Raw genomic sequence first — 19,332 nt, forward strand, 5'->3', positions numbered from 1 at the left:
GCTAGCGGGCCGTGCGCGTGTGGACGTACTCGACGAGCCGGGTCAGCGCGTCCGGGTCGGTGGACGGCATGACGCCGTGGCCGAGGTTGAAGACATGGCCCTCCAGGCCGGCCGCCGCGTCGAGGACCTCACGGGTCTTGGCCTCGACCGCCTCGGGGGTGCTGAACAGCACGGTCGGGTCGAGGTTGCCCTGGAGTGCCTTGCCGGGACCGACCCGGCGGGCGGCCTCGTCCAGCGGGACCCGCCAGTCGACGCCGACGACGTCCGCGCCGGCTTCGCCCATGAGCTTCAGCAGTTCACCGGTGCCGACACCGAAGTGGATGCGCGGGACGCCGTACCCCGCGACCGCGTCGAAGACCTTCGCCGAGGCGGGCATCACCGAGCGGCGGTAGTCGGCGGGGGCGAGCGAGCCGACCCAGGAGTCGAAGAGCTGGACGGCGGAGGCGCCGGCCTCGATCTGCACCTTCAGGAACGCGGCCGTGATGTCGGCGAGACGGTCGAGCAGGTCGGCCCACAGCTCCGGGTCGCCGTACATCATCGCCTTGGCGTTCTCGTACGTGCGCGACGGTCCGCCCTCGACGAGGTAGCTGGCGAGGGTGAAAGGCGCGCCGGCGAAACCGATGAGCGGGGTCTTGCCCAGCTCGCGGGTGAGCAGGCCGATGGCCTCCGTGACGTAGGAGACGTCCTCGGGGGTCAGGTCGCGCAGCTGGGCGAGGTCGGCGCGGGTGCGGATCGGCCGCTCGACGACCGGGCCGACACCGGGCTTGATGTCGAGGTCGATACCGATGGCCTTGAGCGGGACGACGATGTCGCTGAAGAAGATCGCCGCGTCCACGTCGTGCCGGCGCACGGGCTGGAGGGTGATCTCGGTGACCAGCTCGGGCCGCATGCAGGACTCCAGCATCGGGATGCCCTCGCGCACCTTGCGGTACTCCGGCAGGGAGCGCCCGGCCTGCCGCATGAACCACACCGGCGTGTGCGGCACGGGTTCGCGCCTGCACGCCCGGAGGAAGGCGGAGTCGTAGGTGGCGGTCGGCGGCGTCGGCTGGGTGTCGTTGGCACTCACGGTGGCAAGTCTCGCACGGCGCCGCCCTGCCGGGGTCCGGGGGCGGCGGGCCCGATGACGGCCACGCCGACAGCGGGAACGGGGTGTCTAGCCCGGCACGAAGCCCCGGTTCCCCTTAATCTTCCCGCATGGCTGCGGCTCAGGGACGACTGTCGGACGGCACTGGCGGGATGGATGACTCGAAGGGGACGGGGGAGGCGGACCGGCATTCGAGCAGTACGGCTCCACCGGCCTTCCGTGCCGCGGTCGACGCTCTGCGCGGAAGCCGGCTGCGGCCGCAGATCGAGGTCGAGCAGACCAAGGCACCTCAGCGGCTGGCTCCGTACGCGTACGCGCTGGAGGCCACCGTCGTCGACGGCGACCAGGACCTGGCCGACGGCCGGCTGGTGCTGCTGCACGACCCGGACGGGCACGATGCCTGGCACGGTGCGTTCCGGCTGGTGACCCTGGTGCGTGCGGAGCTGGAGCCGGAGATGGCCACCGACCCGCTGCTGCCCGACGTGTGCTGGTCCTGGCTGACCGGCGCGCTCCAGGCGCGCGGGCTGTCGTACGGCGAACCGAGCGGCACCGTCACGCGCGCCAGCTCCCACTACTTCGGCGGTCTGGCCGAGCGCCCGGCGGCGTCGCAGATCGAGATCCGCGCCTCCTGGACCCCGCGTGAGGGTCTGGGCGGCGTTCCGGACACCGCGGCCCATCTGGCGTCCTGGTGCGATCTGCTGGCCCAGGTAGCGGGTCTGCCCCCGGCGGGCCCGGGTGACGCGTCGGTGGTGACGCTGCCCCAGCGCCGGGACCCGCAGTCCCGCTGACGCCGCCTCTTCCCGCTGACGCCCCCTCTTCCCGCTGACGCCACCTGTTCGACCGCCGACCACTCGACACTCCTGACTTGACCGTCACTTTGTCGATACGGCCACTTTCGGTCAGGAACAATCCATGATCGAGCCGATTGATTCACCGAACGATCGACCAAGTGTCTGAATTGCCCCAATTGTTACTCACTAAATCGTGATCTTTCCCTAAAGGGCCATGGGTTTGGTGCCGAAGACGACTGTGACCTTGAAAGCCGTCCCCGCACCCCAGGAGGCCCGGTGTCCGTTCTCCTCGAGCAGCCCGCAAGCCTGGTCGCCTACCGCCCGAACAAGCCGACCGCCATGGTGGTCGTGGCCGATCCACGCGTCCGCTCCACCGTCACCCGCCATCTCTGGGCGCTCGGTGTGCGCGATGTCATCGAGGCCTCGTCCATCGCGGAGGCTCGTCCCCGCATCGGCAACCCCCGCGACATCTGTGTCGCCGACGTCCACCTGCCCGACGGCTCCGGCCTCACCCTCCTGTCGGAGACGCGCGCCGCGGGCTGGCCCAACGGCCTCGCCCTCTCCGCCGCCGACGACATCGGCGCGGTGCGCAACGCCCTCGCCGGCGGCGTGAAGGGTTACGTCGTCACCGGCACCCGCACCAACGTCGGGCTCCCCACCCGGCCCGGTGCGGCCCCCATCGGCGCCGCCGCCGCCCGTATGCACCGTCGCCACCCGGGTGCCCCGAGCCACCCGGGCGGCTACCGCGAACTCTCCGGTCGTGAGGTCGAGGTGCTGCGGCTGGTGGCGGAGGGCCAGTCGAACAAGGCCATCGGCGTCTCCATGGGCCTGTCCGCCCTGACCGTCAAGAGCCACCTCGCCCGCATCGCCCGCAAGCTCGGCACCGGGGACCGCGCCGGCATGGTCGCCGTGGCCCTGCGGACCGGCATCATCCACTGACGCTCGACGCACCGGCGTGTACGGGATCGGCCGCTGGTCCCGCCCGCGTCCCCCACCTGTCGTGAACCGGATCTGTCGCTCGGCCGACTGGTTGACGACCCTCAGGCGCCCGCCGACGGAACGTTCCGTCGGCGGGCGCTGTCCATGGGCCGCGGCGGCGCGACGGGAGACGGGTGAAGATCACTCGCCGGCCGGGGAGGGAGCGGGTGAAGGCCCGTCAGCAGAGCTGCCGGCTCGATCGACTCGCACCGAGGGGGCGGCTCTCCGGCGCCGGACCCGGCGACGCCCCGGGGGTGCCCCTATGGGTTCGCGCGGGCCCCGCGGTCGGGCCGCTTTCGGCGGATTACGGCGATCCGCGACGCAGGTCCAGGGCACCGCGATCGAGGGGCACCGGCAAACCGTGGGAACGACGAGACGTGTTTCCGCAGGTCAGCGCCAACGTGTCCAGAACGCGCAGGTCAGACGCTCCCCCTTACAGATACCCTTGACATGTGACCGACGCCCAAGAAACCGCAGCAGACACTTCACTGCGAACCACCGGAGGCGCCCCTCCGGACGACGGCGGATCTTCTGTTACGGAGGCGCCGATCCCCTTGCTGGAGCCCCGCGAGGGCATTCCACCCGTGATCGCCGACGAGGCCGCGCTCGCCGAGGTGATCGCCGCCTTCGCCGCCGGATCGGGTCCGGTCGCCGTCGACGCCGAGCGCGCGTCCGGCTACCGCTACGGCCAGCGCGCCTACCTGGTACAGCTGCGCCGCGAGGGCGCCGGCTCCGCGCTGATCGATCCCGTCGCGTGCCCCGACCTGTCCGGGCTCGGCGAGGCGCTGTCCGGGGTGGAGTGGGTACTGCACGCGGCCACCCAGGACCTGCCCTGTCTGCGGGAAATAGGCATGGTGCCGACCCTGCTGTTCGACACCGAGCTGGCCGGGCGGCTCGCCGGGTTCCCGCGAGTCGGGCTCGGCGCGATGGTGGAGAGCGTGCTCGGGTTCGTCCTGGAGAAGGGGCACTCGGCCGTCGACTGGTCGACCCGGCCGCTGCCCGAGCCGTGGCTGCGGTACGCCGCCCTGGACGTCGAGCTCCTCGTGGATCTGCGCGACGCGCTGGAGAAGGAGCTGGATCGGCAGGGGAAGCTGGAGTGGGCGCGGCAGGAGTTCGACGCGATCGCGTCCGCGCCGCCCGCCGAGCCGCGCAAGGATCCGTGGCGGCGGACGTCCGGGATGCACAAGGTGCGCAGGCGCCGCCAGCTCGCGGTCGTCCGGGAGCTGTGGCAGACACGGGACCGGATCGCTCAGAAGCGGGACGTGTCGCCGGGCAAGGTGCTGTCCGACGCCGCGATCGTGGAGGCCTCGCTGTCCATCCCGGCCAACGTGCACGCCCTGGCCGCGCTCAACGGGTTCGGGCATCGGATGGGGCGGCGGCAGCTGGAGCAGTGGCAGGCCGCGGTGGACCGTGCGAAGACCTTGAGCGAGTCGCAGCTGCCGGCGCCCGGTCAGCCGGTGACCGGGCCGCCGCCGCCGCGGGCCTGGGCCGACAAGGATCCGGTCGCCGCGGCCCGGTTGTCCGCCGCTCGGGCCGCCGTGTCCGCGCTGGCCGAGCGGCTCACCATGCCCCAGGAGAACCTGATCACGCCGGACACCGTGCGCCGGCTGTGCTGGGAGCCGCCGAAGGTCGTCGACGCCGAGTCGGTCGCTCAGGCGCTGGTCGGCTACGGGGCGCGGCCCTGGCAGGTCGAGCAGGTCACGCCGGTTCTGGTCGCTGCCTTGTCCGCCTAGGGTCTGGCGTCACTCCCGTCGTCCGCCCGAAGGGCGGGCCCGGCCGCGGCGATGGGGTGCCCCCTCGAGCCGGGCGAAGCTCGGTTCGAGCGTGGGGGCGTGCGATCGCACGGCGCCGGAGCGAGCGCCCTCGCCGCGGAGCCACGTGGGCGGTTCGGCAACGCGGCGAGCGTGCGTGCCGGACACCACCGGGCAGGCGGGAAGTGACGACAGGGCCGACGCGGGGCCGTCTCCCTGGCCTTCGACCACAAGCCGGGGCTGTCGGAGACGACCCGGGACCGGATCTTCCAGGCCGCGCGAGCCGGGCTGGGCACCGACCCGACACGGCGCCGGTACGGCGGCTCGGGCTGCCGGTGCCGCGGTCGGGCACCCCTCCCTGATTCATGGGCGACGGCCCCGGGTCGCATCCGGTGCCCACTCCGGTCCTGACACCGAGAGGATCGACCGCACCCCCGAAGGTGTGACCTTCACCGCTCCGCCCCCCAGGACTGGGCAGCTACGTTACTCATAAGTAGCATGAGCCCTGAGCGCGCGCTCAGCGTGCCGCGCAGCAGTAGTGCCATCCCGCACCCTGGAGGAGAGCCATCGTGCCTCGTACCGTCAGGGACGTCGTCTTCGTCGACGGCGTCCGCACCCCGTTCGGCAAGGCGGGCCCGAAGGGCATCTACCACGAGACCCGCGCCGACGACCTCGTCGTGAAGGCGATCCGGGAGCTGCTGCGCCGCAACCCCGGTCTCGACCCCAAGAAGATCGACGAGGTCGCCATCGCCGCGACCACGCAGATCGGCGACCAGGGCCTGACCATCGGCCGGACGGCCGGCATCCTCGCCGGGCTGCCGCAGTCGGTGCCGGGTTACTCCGTCGACCGTATGTGCGCCGGCGCCCTGACCGCCGTCACCACGGTCGCGGGCTCCATCGCCTTCGGCGCCTACGACGCCGTCATCGCCGGTGGTGTCGAGCACATGGGCCGCCACCCCATGGGTGAGGGCGTGGACCCGAACCCGCGGTTCGTCAGCGAGAAGCTGGTCGACGAGTCGGCGCTCTTCATGGGCATGACGGCCGAGAACCTGCACGACCGCTACCCGCACATCACCAAGCTGCGCGCCGACGAGTACGCCGTGCGCTCGCAGGAGAAGGCCGCCAAGGCGTACGCCAACGGCAAGATCCAGGCCGACCTGGTCCCGGTCTCCGTGCGCCGCACGAACCCCGAGGCCGGCGAGACGGGCTGGGGCCTGGTCACGGCCGACGAGCCGATGCGCCCGGGCACCACCCTGGAGAACCTCCAGGGCCTGAAGACGCCGTTCCGTGTCCACGGCCGGGTCACCGCCGGTAACGCGGCCGGTCTGAACGACGGCGCCACCGCCTCGATCATCGCGTCCGAGGACTTCGCCCGCGAGAACGACCTCCCGGTGAAGATGCGCCTGGTCTCCTACGCCTTCGCGGGCGTCGAGCCGGAGGTCATGGGCTACGGCCCGATCCCGGCCACGGAGAAGGCCCTCGCCAAGGCGGGTCTTTCGATCGAGGACATCAACCTCTTCGAGATCAACGAGGCGTTCGCCGTCCAGGTCCTGGCCTTCCTCGACCACTACGGCATCGCGGACGACGACGAGCGCGTCAACCAGTACGGTGGCGCGATCGCGTTCGGCCACCCGCTGGCCTCCTCCGGCGTCCGTCTGATGACGCAGCTGGCCCGCCAGTTCGAGGAGCAGCCGCACGTCCGCTACGGCCTGACCACCATGTGCGTCGGCTTCGGCATGGGCGCGACGGTCATCTGGGAGAACCCGCACTTCGACGGAGGCAACAAGTGAGCACCACCGCTGAGCTCCTGAAGGGCGCGGCCGAGCTGTTCCCGGACGAGGTCGTGACGAGCGCGCACGTACGCCACCTCGACCTGCCGTTCGGCGCCGGCCGCTTCGCCCTGATCACGCTGGACAACGGCTTCGACCACACCAAGCCGACCACGTTCGGCCCGCAGTCCCTGGCGAATCTCAACACCGCCCTCGACCAGGTCGAGAAGGAGGCCGCGGACGGCGACATCGTCGGCGTCGGCATCACCGGCAAGCCGTTCATCTTCGCCGTCGGCGCCGACCTCAAGGGCGTCGAGCTGCTGAAGGAGCACAAGGACGCGCTGGCCATCGGCAAGGGCGGCCACGAGGTCTTCAAGCGCCTCGCGGGCCTCGCCGTGCCGACCTTCGCGTACTACAACGGCGCCGCGATGGGCGGTGGCGTCGAGGTCGGTCTGCACTGCAAGTACCGGACCGTCTCGAAGGCGCTCCCGGCGTTCTCGCTCCCCGAGGTCTTCCTCGGCCTGGTCCCCGGCTGGGGCGGCTGCACGATCCTGCCCAACCTGATCGGTGCCGACAAGGCCGTGCAGGTCATCATCGAGAACAGCCTCAACCAGAACAAGCAGCTCAAGGGCCAGCAGGTCTTCGACCTGGGCATCGCCGACGCCATCTTCGAGGGCGCCGACTTCCTGGAGCAGTCGCTGATCTGGACGGCTCAGGTCCTCAAGGGCGACATCGAGGTCGAGCGTCCGGTGATCGACCGCGGTGAGGCCTGGGACCAGGCCGTCGCCAAGGGCCGCTTCATCGCCGACGGCAAGGTGCACGGCGCCGCTCCGGCCGCCTACCGCGCCCTCGACATCATCGCCGCCGCCAAGAACGGCGACCTGCAGCAGGGCTACGACGCCGAGGACAAGGCGCTGGCCGACCTGATCATGGGTGGCGAGCTGCGTGCCGGCATCTACGCCTTCAACCTGGTCCAGAAGCGCGGCAAGCGTCCGGCCGGTGCGCCGGACAAGAACCTGGCGCGTCCGGTCACCAAGGTGGGCGTGGTCGGCGCGGGCCTGATGGCCTCGCAGCTGGCGCTGCTCTTCCTGCGCCGCCTGGAGGTGCCGGTCGTCCTGACCGACATCGACCAGGAGCGCGTCGACAAGGGTGTGGGCTACGTCCACGCCGAGATCGACAAGCTGCTCGGCAAGGGCCGTATCAACCAGGACAAGGCCAACCGCCTCAAGGCGCTGGTCAGCGGTGTCCTGGACAAGGCGGAGGGCTTCTCGGACGCGGACTTCGTCATCGAGGCCGTCTTCGAGGAGATCGGCGTCAAGCAGCAGGTGTTCGCGGAGGTCGAGGCGGTCGCCCCGGCGCACGCGATCTTCGCCACCAACACCTCCTCGCTGTCCGTCTCCGAGATGGCGTCGAAGCTGAAGCACCCCGAGCGGGTCGTCGGCTTCCACTTCTTCAACCCGGTCGCGGTCCTGCCGCTGCTGGAGATCGTCCGCGGCGAGAAGACCGACGACGCCTCCCTGGCCACGGCCTTCGCCGTCGCCAAGAAGCTGAAGAAGACCGCGGTGCTGACGAAGGACGCCCCGGCGTTCGTCGTGAACCGCATCCTGACCCGCTTCATGGGCGAGATCCAGAACGTCATCGACGAGGGCACCCCGGTCGAGGTCGCCGAGAAGGCGGTCGAGCCGCTGGGCCTGCCGATGTCGCCGCTGGTCCTGCTGGAGCTGGTCGGCCCCGCGATCGGTCTGCACGTCTCCGAGACCCTCAACAAGGCGTTCCCGGACCGCTTCAAGGTCTCCCCGAACCTCGCGGCCGTCGTCAAGGCGGGCAAGCGCGGCTTCTACGTCTACGACTCCGGCAAGCCGGAGCTGGACCCCGAGGTCGCCGCGCTGCTCAAGCAGGGCGATGTCGTCCTCACCGAGGAGCAGGTCCGCGACCGTGTCCTGGACGCGGTGGCGCAGGAGATCGGGCTCATGCTCGACGAGGGCGTCGTCGCCGAGGCCCAGGACATCGACCTGTGCCTGATCACGGGCGCCGGCTGGCCCTTCCACCTGGGCGGCATCACGCCGTACCTGGACCGCGAGGGTGTCTCCGAGCGTGTGAACGGCAAGAAGTTCCTGGCGCCGGGCGTCGCGAGCGTCCCCGCGTGACCGCTGCGCTGTGAGCACCGGTGCCCCGCATGCCTGCCGGCGTGCGGGGCACCGGCGTTCCAGCCCGCGTCCGGGCGTTCAGCCCGCGGCGGGGCGCCGGTCCTCGACATGGACGACGTGGAGGCCCGTCCCGTCCTGATGGCGTTTGGAACGGCCGTGGATGCCCACGGCCAGGTGCGACGGATCGACGGGCTCGTCGAGGGCGACGTGGGTGACGACGTCCGGGTGGTGGCCGGTGACCAGCCAGCCGAGGTCGTCCTTGAGCGTGAGCACGTTGAAGTCACCGGCCGAGGAGCCGACGTGCACCGGGCCGAACTCGCCGAGGATGGCCGAAGCCTGCTCCGCCAGGTCTCCCCCGGGCTCCTTCAGCAGCACGCATGTGCCGTGCTCGAAAAGCACCCAGGAGGTCCCTGAGGGCTCCAGGATCCGCCGCCAGACCTCGACCAGGCTGTCCGTACTCTTCGCGTCCATGAGGGCCATCCTGGCTCAGGGACGCCCGTGCGGTCCCGCGAATGACGTCCGCTCAGGCCTCACACCACGCCTCCAGCGCGAGACCCGGCTCGTCCTTGCGCCGGGTGACGAGCAGCCGCCCCGTCGACGGCGACCACGTGGCCGCGACCACGCGCTCCTCCTCGTCGAGCGCCAGCGCCACCACCGCGTCCGCCGCAAGCTCCGGCCCTGACTCCGTCCACCACGCGCCCGCCGACTCCCGCTCCGTCGGATAGGCGGCGAAGGCGACCCGGCCGCTCGCCGAGCGCTGGGCGAGCAACGTGCAGTCGTGGCCGTCGAGTTCGCAGCGGACCGCCGAGACGGGGCCGGGTCCCGCGGAGGGCAGCAGGGTCACCGGTTTGCTGCCGGAACGCCAGGCGCACAGGTCGCCGGCGTCGTTCGCGTAGAAGAGCGTGGTCGCGTCCGGCGAGGTGGCCAGGGCGTGCAGCGTGTCCGGGCGCACCGAGGCCTCCCTCTCCTCGACCAGCGTCGGTACGGCCGCCAGTTCCTCCTGCCGCCAGTGCAGTACGGCCCCGGCGGCGGCCGCGTACAGCTCGACGCGGCCGGACTCCCCCGTCACGGCCGCGAGCCGGCCCTGCACGTCATGCCCCTTGAGGTCCCGCCAGGGGTCCCAGCCGCCCTTCTCCTTCTGCATGCGCATGCTCACCCCGCCGTTCCCGTTGCGGACGAAGACATGGCCGCGCCCCCGGACGTCGACCGCGACGGCAGGCGTCCCCGTGCGGTCACCGGTCTTGTCGGGATGGCCGATCGACGCCCAGTCCAGGGCCGCGAGACGGGGGCGGAACTGGGTCGTGTGCACGAGCCCCGCCTCACCGGGCTCGGTGGGCCGCCAGGCGGCCAGATGCGCGTAGGCGTCGGCACCCTGGCCGATCCCGGGGCCCGGGCGCAGCTTCTGGTCGCCGCCGACCCGGCGCGGGGGTTCCCAGGGGCCACCGCGTCCGAGTTCCACCCGGCACAGGACGGCGTCGTCGGTGGGGAGATAGACGCTGAGGCGGCCGTCACGGCCGCGGATGAGCCAGTCGCCGTTCACCGGTTCACCATATGCGGGGCGGGAGTTCGGCCGTGTCCCGCCCCCCTGCCTGGTCAACGGTCCGGCGGCGTCGGACGGTGTCCGGCGGGAATCGGTGGTGAGCGCCGTCGGGCACGAGCACCCGCCTCGGGGAACGCCACGGGACGGAAGGCGTGCTCTCAGCTCACGGGTGAGCTCCCTGGCCCCGCCGAGGCGCACGGCGTCGACGCGGGGGCGCTGCCGGGCGAGCACCGCGGTGAGTTCGGCGGCACGGGTGTCGTGGATGGGGCGGAAGTCGTCGAAGGCCGTCCCTCCGGTGGCTTTCTGCATGGTCCGCGTGTCCGCGAAGCGATCGAGGATCCCCCGGTGCGCACGATCCGGAAACGGGCACCGTTCGCGGACCAGGGCCGTCTCGCTGCGGGGCCGTCCGGTTCGCCGACGCCCGTGTCCACCGCTCCGTCGGCGCAGCGGACCACCTGCGCCCCTCGGTGCACGCCCGTCGCGTCCGGTCGTGCCCCGGCCGGCACCGAACCGCCGTCCCCTGCGCCTCTTCCGGCCCCCGACGACGCGAGGGCAGCCGTGCCGCGCCCGGGGCCCTGGGCGACCAGGTTCGGTCCGTGGCATCGCCCCGCACGGCGGGCAAGCTGGTTCGCAGCAGCCTCCGTACGAGAACAGGAAGTCGACGCCATGACCGACAAGCTCACCGTGAGCGTCCTGGGCACCGGCATCATGGGTGCCGCGATGGCCCGTAACCTCGCGAAGGCCGGGCACGCCGTCCGGGTCTGGAACCGTACCCGTGCCAAGGCCGACCCCCTGGCCGCCGACGGGGCGTTCGTCGCCGGCTCCCCCGCCGAGGCGGTCCGGGACGCCGACGTCGTCCTGACCATGCTGTACGACGGTCCCGCGACCCTGGACGTCATGCGGGAGGCGGCGCCCGCGCTGCGCTCCGGTGTCGCCTGGGTGCAGTCGACGACCGCCGGCGTCGAGCGGATCGCCGACCTGGCCGCCTTCGCCCGCGAGCACGGCCTCGTCTTCTACGACGCCCCGGTGCTCGGCACCCGCGCGCCTGCCGAGGCCGGTCAGCTCACCGTGCTGGCGGCGGGGCCTGCCGAGGGGCGCGGGACGGTGACGCCGGTGTTCGAGGCCGTAGGGGCCCGGACGGTGTGGACCGGCGAGGACGGTGGGGCCGGCAGCGCGACGCGTCTGAAGCTGGTCGCCAACAGCTGGGTGCTGGCGGTGACGAACGCGGCCGGTGAGGTCCTGGCCCTGGCCAAGGCCCTCGGCGTGGATCCGCAGCGGTTCTTCGAGGTGATCGACGGCGGCCCGCTCGACATGGGGTACCTGCGCGCCAAGACCGGCCTGGTGCTGAACGACGGTCTGGTCCCGGCGCAGTTCGCGGTGGGGACGGCCGCCAAGGACGCGCGGCTCATCGTGGAGGCCGGCGAGCGGTACGGCGCCCGCCTGGACGTGGCCGAGGCGGGCGCGCGGCGCTTCGAGCGGGCGGCCGCGCTGGGGCACGGGGACGAGGACATGGCGGCGGCGTACTTCGCCAGTTTCGCGGCGGAGGGGGAGCGGGCCGCCGACTGAGCCGGGCGCTCCTCGCGGGGCGGAGGCCGTGCCACCCTTGCCCCATGACTGAGGACACTCCCCTGCTGGTGATCGTCGACGCCGCGAACGTCGTGGGGTCGGTGCCCGACGGGTGGTGGCGGGACCGGCGGGGGGCCGCGGAGCGGCTGCGGGACCGGCTGGCGGCGGACGGGGTGCCGGGGCACCCGGAGCCCGTGGAGATCGTGCTCGTGGTGGAGGGGGCGGCCCGGGGCGTGGAGTCCGTGCCCGGGGTGCGGGTGGAGTCCGCGGCCGGCAGCGGGGACGACCACATGGTCGAGCTCGTCGCGCTGGCGGGCGGGCGGCCCTGCCTGGTGGTGACCGCGGACCGGGAGCTGCGGCGCAGGGTCACGGAACTGGGGGCGGACGTGGCGGGGCCGCGTACGGTCCGGCCGTAGCCGGGCGCCGTACGCGGCCCCGTGCGGGTGCGCCGGACTACGCGGTGCCTCCGTGCCCCTTCTCCACCTCCGTCACCGTCGTCTCCTCGTGCCGGCCGAGGCGGCTGTGCGAGCGGCCGTAGAGGAAGTACACGACGAAGCCGGCCGCCATCCAGATCGCGAACCGCACCCACGTCTCGGCGGGCAGGTTGATCATCAGCCACAGCGAGGCGCAGACCGACAGGATCGGGACGAACGGCACCCACGGGGTGCGGAAGGCCCGGTGCAGGTCGGGGCGGGTCCTGCGGAGGATGATCACGCCGATGGCGACCACGACGAAGGCGAACAGGGTGCCGATGTTCACCAGCGCGGCGAGTTCGGTCAGCGGGGTGAAACCGGCGAGGACCGCGATGATCACGCCGAGCAGGATCGTCGGCCGGTGCGGGGTCTTGAACCGCGGGTGGACCCGGGAGAAGAACCGCGGCAGCAGTCCGTCCCGGCTCATCGCGAAGAAGACGCGGGTCTGGCCGAGGAGCAGGATCATGCAGACGGTCGTCAGGCCGACCGCGGCGCCGAAGCTGATGAAGCCCGCGAACCAGGGATGCCCGGTGGCCTTGAAGGCGTCGGCGAGCGGGGCGTCGACGGACAGCCGGCTGTAGTGCTGCATGCCGGTGACGACGATCGACACCAGGACGTAGAGGGTGGTGCAGATCAGCAGGGAGCCGATGATGCCGCGCGGCATGTCCCGCTGCGGGTTCCTGGTCTCCTCCGCGGCCGTGGCCACGACGTCGAAGCCGATGAACGCGAAGAACACCACCGAGGCGGCGGTGAAGATGCCCATCACGCCGAAGTTGGAGGGCGCCCAGCCGAACATGAGCTGGATCAGCGGGGCGTCGAGATTGCTGCCGGCGTCGACCGTCTGGGCCTTCGGGATGAACGGGTCGTAGTTGTCGCCCTTGATCAGGAACGCGCCCGCAATGATCACGGTGAGGACGACGGTCACCTTGATGGCGACGACGAGGGACGTGATGCGCGCGGACAGCTTCATGCCGAGCACGAGGATGCCCGTGAGGACGAGGACGAGTGCGGCGGCGAGGATGTCGAAGCCGAAGTCGGAGGCGCCCTCGCGGCTGCCCAGGGCCGCGGGCATCGCCCAGCCGGCGTTGTCCATGAGCGACTGGACGTAGCCGGACCAGCCGACGGCCACCACCGCCGTCCCGAGTGCGAACTCCAGGACCAGGTCCCAGCCGATGATCCAGGCGGGCAGTTCCCCGAGGGAGGCGTACGAGAACGTGTACGCGGACCCGGCGACCGGGACCGTGGACGCGAACTCGGCGTAACAGAGCGCGGCCAGCGCGCAGGCGACGCCAGCCGCCACGAACGCCAGGGCCACGGCGGGTCCGGCGTTGTTCTTGGCGACGGTACCGGTGAGGACGAAGATGCCGGTGCCGATGATGACACCGACGCCGAAGACGGTCAGATCCAGCGCGGACAAGGATTTCTTGAGCGCGTGCTCTGGCTCCTCGGTATCGAGGATGGACTGCTCGACTCTCTTCGTCCGGAAGAGTGTGCTGCTCACGGTCATACCTCCCACGCTTGTCGTCCTCGACATGATCGAGAGGGGGCGTGGTACGCCTGCCCCGGCACGGGCGGATTCACACAGATGGGCCGGTTTCACCACCCTGTGCGGTGGTGAAACCGGCCCGTACGGCTCTACGGCCGCCGTCAGTCGCGCGCGGGCTCCACCGAGTCGACCTCGGCGGCGGCGCGGTCGAACCGGCCGTCCAGCTTGGAGACCAGTCCGGTGACCTGGCGGGCGATGTCGGGGGCGGTGAGGCCGATCTCCGCCATCACCTCGGCGCGCGAGGCGTGGTCGAGGAAGCGCGGCGGGATGCCGAAGTCACGCAGCGGCACGTCCACGCCCGCGTCGCGCAGGGCCTGGGCGATCGCCGAGCCGACACCGCCGACGCGGGAGTTGTCCTCGACCGTGACGACCACGCGGTGCCGCTCGGCGAGCGGGGCCATGGCCTCGTCGACGGGCTTGACCCAGCGCGGGTCGACGACGGTGGTGGAGATGCCCTGCTTGTCGAGGAGACCGGCGATCTCCAGGCACATCGGGGCGAGGGCGCCGACCGAGACGAGCAGCACGTCCGGGGTGTCGGTGCCGGGCTCGCGCAGCACGTCCATGCCGCCGACGCGGCCGACGGCGGGCACGGCGGGGCCGACGGCGCCCTTGGAGAAGCGGACGACGGTCGGGGCGTCCTTGACCTGGACGGCCTCGCGCAGCTGCGCCCGCACCTGGTCGGCGTCGCGCGGGGCGGCGAGCCGCAGGCCGGGGACGACCTGGAGGATCGACATGTCCCACATGCCGTTGTGGGAGGCGCCGTCGGTGCCGGTGACACCGGCGCGGTCCAGCACGAAGGTGACCCCGCACCTGTGCAGCGCCACGTCCATCAGGACCTGGTCGAAGGCGCGGTTGAGGAAGGTGGCGTAGACGGCGAAGACGGGGTGCACGCCGCCCGTCGCCAGGCCCGCCGCGGACACGGCGCCGTGCTGCTCGGCGATGCCGACGTCGTAGACCCGCTCGGGGAACCGCTTGGCGAACTTGTCGAGGCCCACCGGCTGGAGCATGGCGGCGGTGATGGCGACGATGTCCTCGCGCTCCTCGCCCAGCTTGACCATCTCGTCACCGAAGACGGAGGTCCAGTCGGCGCCGGAGGTGGCGATCGGCAGGCCCGTGTCGGGGTGGATCTTGCCGACGGCGTGGAAGCGGTCGGCCTCGTCCTGCAGGGCGGGCTGGTAACCGCGGCCCTTCTCGGTGAGGCAGTGCACGATGACCGGGCCGCCGAAGCGCTTGGCACGGGCCAGGGCGGATTCCAGGGCCTCGATGTCGTGGCCGTCGATGGGACCGACGTATTTCAGGCCGAGGTCCTCGAACATGCCCTGTGGGGCGATGAAGTCCTTCAGGCCCTTCTTGGCCCCGTGGAGGGTCTCGTACAGCGGCTTGCCGACGACGGGCGTGCGGTCGAGGATCTCCTTGGTGCGGGCCAGGAAGCGCTCGTAGCCGTCGGTGGTCCGCAGGGTCGCCAGGTGGTTGGCGAGGCCGCCGATGGTGGGCGCGTACGAGCGCTCGTTGTCGTTGACGACGATGACGAGGGGGCGGTCCTTGGCCTCGGCGATGTTGTTCAGCGCCTCCCAGGCCATACCGCCGGTCAGCGCGCCGTCACCGATGACGGCCACGACGTGGTCGTCGCGTTTGAGCAGCTCGTTGGCCTTGGCGAGACCGTCGGCCCAGCCGAGGACGGTCGAGGCGTGCGAGTTCTCGATGACGTCGTGCTCGGACTCGGCCTGCGAGGGGTAGCCGGACAGGCCGCCCTTCATCTTCAGCCGGCTGAAGTCCTGGCGGCCGGTGAGCAGCTTGTGGACGTAGGACTGGTGGCCGGTGTCCCAGAGCACCTTGTCCTTGGGCGAGTCGAAGACCCGGTGCAGGGCGATGGTGAGCTCCACGACACCGAGGTTGGGGCCGAGGTGGCCGCCGGTCTTGGAAACCGCGTCGACGAGGAAGGTCCGGATCTCCTCCGCCAGCTGGTCCAGCTGCTCCGGGCTGAGCCGGTCCAGATCGCGCGGTCCCGTGATGCGGGTCAGCAGCGGCACCCGTGCCTCCTTGCAGTAGAGCTGTTCGAGCTGTTGCCGGGCTTGTCGAGTCTAATGTTCCGCCCTTGCGGCCGACGCCCGGGCGGTGGGTCTTGCGTCACGCGTTCGGCTCTACCCATGAGCAACGCTTCGTACGACACGACAGTGCCCGGCACCTGGAAGGCGCCGGGCACTGTCTCGCTTCGGGCGGCGCTACGCGCGCCCCGCCGTCTTCTGCGTCTTGCGGGTGATCGAGTCGATCACGACCGTCGTCAGCAGGACACCGGCGGTGATCATGTACTTCACCGGCTCGGCGATGGACTCCAGCTGGAGGCCGTACTGGATGGAGACGATCACCAGGACACCGAGCAGCGCGTTCCACGTGCGGCCTCGTCCGCCGAACAGCGAGGTACCACCGATGACGGCCGCCGCGATGGCGTTCATCAGCAGGTCACCGGTACCGGCGCTCTGGTTGGCGGAGGCGATCTTCGAGGCGAGGAAGAGACCGCCGAGGGCGGCGAAACCACCCGAGATCGCGAAGACCGAGATCCGCACCGCGGTCACGTTGATGCCCGCTCGACGCGAGGCCTCGACGCTGCCACCGAGGGCGAAGACCTTGCGGCCGTAGGAGGTGCGACGCAGCAGGAAGTCCGTGCCGACGAGGAACACCAGGAAGATCACGGTGGCCAGCGGCAGACCCTTGTACTGGTTGTACATGACCGCCGCGGCGAACGAGACCACGGCGAGCAGTACCGTGCGCAGGACCGTGTCGCTCAGCGGCCGGAACGGGATCCCGGCGGCCTCGCGGCGGCGGTTGCCCAGGAAGGACGTGATGAAGAACACCGCGGTCACCACGGCCGCCAGGCCGTACGCGGCGGCCACGTCGGTGAAGAAGTACGTGGTGAGCTTGCCGATCAGGCCGTCGCTGTCGAGGTTGATCGTGCCGTTCTCGCCCAGCGTCTGGAGCATGAAGCCGAGCCAGAACAGCAGACCCGCCAGGGTGACGGCGAAGGCGGGGGCGCCCAGCACCGCGAAGAAGAAGCCGTGCGCCGCGCCGATGACGGCACCGGCGGCGACGGCGAAGAGCACGGCGGCCCACTCCGGCCAGCCCTGGTTCACCGCGAGGACGGCCGCGATGGCGCTGGAGGCGCCGCTGACCGAGCCGACGGACAGGTCGATCTCACCGAGCAGCAGCACGAAGACGATGCCGACGGAGATCATGCCCGTGCCGACCATCGTGACGGTGATGTCACTGATGTTCTGCGCGGACAGGAACGCGGAGTTCAGGCTCTGGAAGATGACGCAGATGACGATCAGGCCGAGGATGACCGGCAGGGAGCCGAGTTCACCCGCCTTGATCTTGCGCCGGAACTCCGTGACGTAGCCGGCCAGGCCCTGCTCCTGCACCAGCAGGCGGGGGTCGACCGCGGTCACCGCGGCCGCGGCGGCCTCGGTGTTGAGGACCTCGTGCTCGTCCTTCGTGGTGGAGGTCTTGTCGATGCTCACTTGGAAACCTCCCCGGTCGTGCGCGCCGCACGGCGGGTCACGGCGTTGTCGGTGGCGCCGGTGATGGCGGAGATGATCTCCTCCTGCGAGGTCGTCTTGACCTCGAAGACGCCGTTGTTCTGACCCAGGCGCAGCACGGCGACCTTGTCCGCGACGGCCTTCACGTCGGCCATGTTGTGGCTGATGAGGATGACGGCGTGCCCGCGTTCGCGCAGCCGCTCGACCAGGTCGAGGACCTGGGCGGTCTGCTCGACGCCGAGGGCGGCGGTGGGCTCGTCGAGGATGACCAGCTTGGGCTCGCCGAGCATGGAGCGGGCGATGGCCACCGTCTGGCGCTGACCGCCGGAGAGCGAGGCGATCGGGATGCGCACGCTGGGGATGCGGATCGACAGCGTCTGGAGCAGCTCGCGTGAGCGGCGCTCCATCTCCACCTCGTCGAGGACACCGCGCTTCTTCAGCTCGCGGCCCAGGAAGAGGTTGCCGACGACATCGATGTTGTCGCACAGCGCGAGGTCCTGGTAGACCGTCGCGATGCCCAGGCTCTGGGCGTCGTGCGGCCGGCTGATCGAAACGGCCTTGCCCTCCCACTCGATGACGCCCTCATCGATGGGGTGCACGCCGGCGATCGTCTTGACCAGCGTGGACTTTCCGGCGCCGTTGTCGCCCACCAGGGCGACCACTTCACCGGCGTGGACCTCAAGCTCTACGTCGGTGAGCGCCTGGACGGCACCGAACCGCTTGGAGACCCCTCGCAACGCCAGCACGGGCGTAGCGGACACGTGAACCATCTCCTTCGCCGCCTGACCCGGCGGAAGGTAGTGCAGAAGAGTTGGGGGATTTTCCGTCCGGCGCCCCGCGTCGAGCTTGCGGGGCTGAATGACGCGCGGGGCGCCGGAGGAGTCTGGAGCAGTCATGTCCCGTGCGGGAATCCGGGGACGGATTCCCGCACCTGAAGGGAGCTGGGACTGCCGGGGTTCCTGCTTACTTGACGCCGGCCTTGTCGCACGCGGCCTTGTACTTGCCGGTGCAGATCTCGGCGGCGGTGTAGACGCCGTCCTTGATGACGGTGTCGTTGATGTTGTCCTTGGTCAGCGAGGTGACCGGCACGAGGACGGACGGGACGGCCTTGGCGCTGCCGCTGTCGACCTTGTCCTTGGCGATCGAGTCGAGCGACTTGCCCTGGGCGAGCGCGACGGCCATCTCGGCGGCGGCCTCGGCCTCGGGGGCGTACGGCTTGTAGACGCTCATGTACTGCTCACCGGCGACGATGCGCTGCACCGCGGCGAGCTCCGCGTCCTGGCCGGTGACCGGGACGTCGATGCCGGCGGCCTTCAGGGCGGTGATGATGCCGCCCGCCATGCCGTCGTTGGCGGAGTAGACGCCGACGATCTTGTCCTTGCCGAGCGCCGAGATCGCCGCCTCCATGTTCTGGTTGGCGTTCTCCGGCTTCCACTCCTTGGTGTCGTACTCCTTGCCGACCTTCACCTTGCCGTCCAGGGCGGAGTGCGCGCCCTCCTTGAACTGGGCGGCGTTCGGGTCGGTGACGGAGCCGTTCATCATGACGATCTGGCCGTCCTTGGCCTTGTCGCCCAGCGCCTTCAGCAGGGCCTCACCCTGGGTCTTGCCGACCGAGACGTTGTCGAAGGAGGTGTAGGCGCTGATCGGGCCCTCGGCCAGGCGGTCGTAGGCGACGACCTTGATGCCGGCGTCGACGGCCTTCTGGACGGAGTTCTTGATCGCCTTGGCGTCGACGGCGTCCAGGATGAGGACGTCCACCTTGTTGGTGATCATGGTGTCGACCTGCTGGGCCTGCAGGTTGGCGTCCTGCTTGGCGTTGTTGTAGTCGACGGTCGCCTTGCCGTTCGTCAGCTCCTTGATCTTCTCCTCGATCAGCGGCCGGTCGAACTTCTCGTAGCGAGCGGTCTGGTTCTCCGGGAGCAGGAGACCGACCTTGATGTCGTCGCCCTTGGCGGCGGAAGCGGTCGAGTCCTTGCCGCCGCCCGCTTCCTCGGCGCTGCCACAGGCAGCCAGCGAGACGGCCATCGCACCAGCGGCAACGGCTACGGCGGCACGACGCATAAGCGTGTTCACTTCAGAAACCTCCCTGACGAGGCCGCGACATTGCGGCCGAGGTGGCTGGAAGTCAACTCGGCCACACGTGCGACGTCAAGA

General features: G+C 70.9%; 15 protein-coding genes. 7 read left to right on the forward strand and 8 right to left on the reverse strand.

The window, feature by feature from the left end; translation table 11 throughout:
• Window position 1 precedes the first annotated feature (1 nt).
• Window positions 2–1,066 (reverse strand): uroporphyrinogen decarboxylase, encoded by a 1,065-nt coding sequence (hemE, locus tag ACWCPI_RS01045; RefSeq protein WP_451036089.1) that lies wholly within the window; start codon window positions 1,064–1,066, stop codon window positions 2–4.
• A 170-nt stretch (window positions 1,067–1,236) separates the two neighbouring features.
• Between hemE and ACWCPI_RS01050 the strand changes: the two genes are divergently transcribed.
• From ACWCPI_RS01050 to ACWCPI_RS01070, 5 genes are all read left to right on the forward strand, one after another.
• A complete protein-coding gene (locus tag ACWCPI_RS01050) occupies window positions 1,237–1,872 on the forward strand; it encodes a DUF3000 domain-containing protein (protein WP_388810158.1) in 636 nt (211 codons plus the stop codon).
• Window positions 1,873–2,151: 279 nt separating this feature from the next.
• Window positions 2,152–2,814 (forward strand): response regulator transcription factor, encoded by a 663-nt coding sequence (locus ACWCPI_RS01055; protein WP_003997051.1) that lies wholly within the window; start codon window positions 2,152–2,154, stop codon window positions 2,812–2,814.
• Between the two features lie 491 nt (window positions 2,815–3,305).
• On the forward strand, window positions 3,306–4,586 hold the full coding sequence (locus ACWCPI_RS01060) for an HRDC domain-containing protein (protein WP_451036090.1): 1,281 nt from the start codon (window positions 3,306–3,308) through the stop codon (window positions 4,584–4,586).
• 587 nt (window positions 4,587–5,173) lie between these two features.
• Window positions 5,174–6,394, forward strand: a complete 1,221-nt coding sequence (locus ACWCPI_RS01065) for a thiolase family protein (protein ID WP_451036091.1) — start codon at window positions 5,174–5,176, stop codon at window positions 6,392–6,394.
• The gene (locus ACWCPI_RS01070) at window positions 6,391–8,520 is read left to right on the forward strand and encodes a 3-hydroxyacyl-CoA dehydrogenase NAD-binding domain-containing protein (RefSeq protein WP_451036092.1); all 2,130 of its coding nucleotides are present in this window, start codon (window positions 6,391–6,393) and stop codon (window positions 8,518–8,520) included. Before ACWCPI_RS01065 ends, ACWCPI_RS01070 begins: the two co-directional genes overlap by 4 nt.
• 78 nt (window positions 8,521–8,598) lie before the next feature.
• Here ACWCPI_RS01070 and ACWCPI_RS01075 read toward each other — a convergent pair whose 3' ends face one another.
• Window positions 8,599–8,991, reverse strand: coding sequence for a hypothetical protein (locus ACWCPI_RS01075; RefSeq protein ID WP_451036093.1), 393 nt, complete (start codon window positions 8,989–8,991; stop codon window positions 8,599–8,601).
• A 52-nt stretch (window positions 8,992–9,043) separates the two neighbouring features.
• Window positions 9,044–10,060, reverse strand: a complete 1,017-nt coding sequence (locus tag ACWCPI_RS01080) for a hypothetical protein (protein WP_451036347.1) — start codon at window positions 10,058–10,060, stop codon at window positions 9,044–9,046.
• Between the two features lie 558 nt (window positions 10,061–10,618).
• Here ACWCPI_RS01080 and ACWCPI_RS01085 point away from each other — a divergent pair.
• Together ACWCPI_RS01085 and ACWCPI_RS01090 are read left to right on the forward strand one after the other, a co-directional pair.
• Window positions 10,619–11,626 (forward strand): NAD(P)-dependent oxidoreductase, encoded by a 1,008-nt coding sequence (locus ACWCPI_RS01085; RefSeq protein WP_451036094.1) that lies wholly within the window; start codon window positions 10,619–10,621, stop codon window positions 11,624–11,626.
• Window positions 11,627–11,670: 44 nt separating this feature from the next.
• Entirely contained in the window at window positions 11,671–12,042 is a 372-nt protein-coding gene (locus tag ACWCPI_RS01090; RefSeq protein ID WP_451036095.1) for an NTP pyrophosphohydrolase, read from the forward strand.
• Between the two features lie 37 nt (window positions 12,043–12,079).
• Here the strand turns inward: ACWCPI_RS01090 and ACWCPI_RS01095 are convergent, their stop codons facing one another.
• The 5 genes from ACWCPI_RS01095 to ACWCPI_RS01115 all read right to left on the reverse strand — a co-directional run bounded on the left by ACWCPI_RS01095 (window position 12,080) and on the right by ACWCPI_RS01115 (window position 19,239).
• Entirely contained in the window at window positions 12,080–13,600 is a 1,521-nt protein-coding gene (locus ACWCPI_RS01095; protein WP_451036096.1) for an amino acid permease, read from the reverse strand.
• Between the two features lie 146 nt (window positions 13,601–13,746).
• Window positions 13,747–15,675, reverse strand: coding sequence for a 1-deoxy-D-xylulose-5-phosphate synthase (gene dxs / locus ACWCPI_RS01100; protein WP_451036097.1), 1,929 nt, complete (start codon window positions 15,673–15,675; stop codon window positions 13,747–13,749).
• Window positions 15,676–15,867: 192 nt separating this feature from the next.
• Window positions 15,868–17,160, reverse strand: coding sequence for a sugar ABC transporter permease (locus ACWCPI_RS01105; RefSeq protein WP_451036098.1), 1,293 nt, complete (start codon window positions 17,158–17,160; stop codon window positions 15,868–15,870).
• Window positions 17,157–17,948, reverse strand: a complete 792-nt coding sequence (locus ACWCPI_RS01110) for an ATP-binding cassette domain-containing protein (protein ID WP_451036099.1) — start codon at window positions 17,946–17,948, stop codon at window positions 17,157–17,159. Before ACWCPI_RS01110 ends, ACWCPI_RS01105 begins: the two co-directional genes overlap by 4 nt.
• Before the next feature lie 193 nt (window positions 17,949–18,141).
• Window positions 18,142–19,239, reverse strand: a complete 1,098-nt coding sequence (locus tag ACWCPI_RS01115) for a sugar ABC transporter substrate-binding protein (RefSeq protein ID WP_451036348.1) — start codon at window positions 19,237–19,239, stop codon at window positions 18,142–18,144.
• Between the last annotated feature and the right edge of the window lie 93 nt (window positions 19,240–19,332).

It is taken from the genome of Streptomyces sp. NPDC001920 (assembly GCF_053594495.1).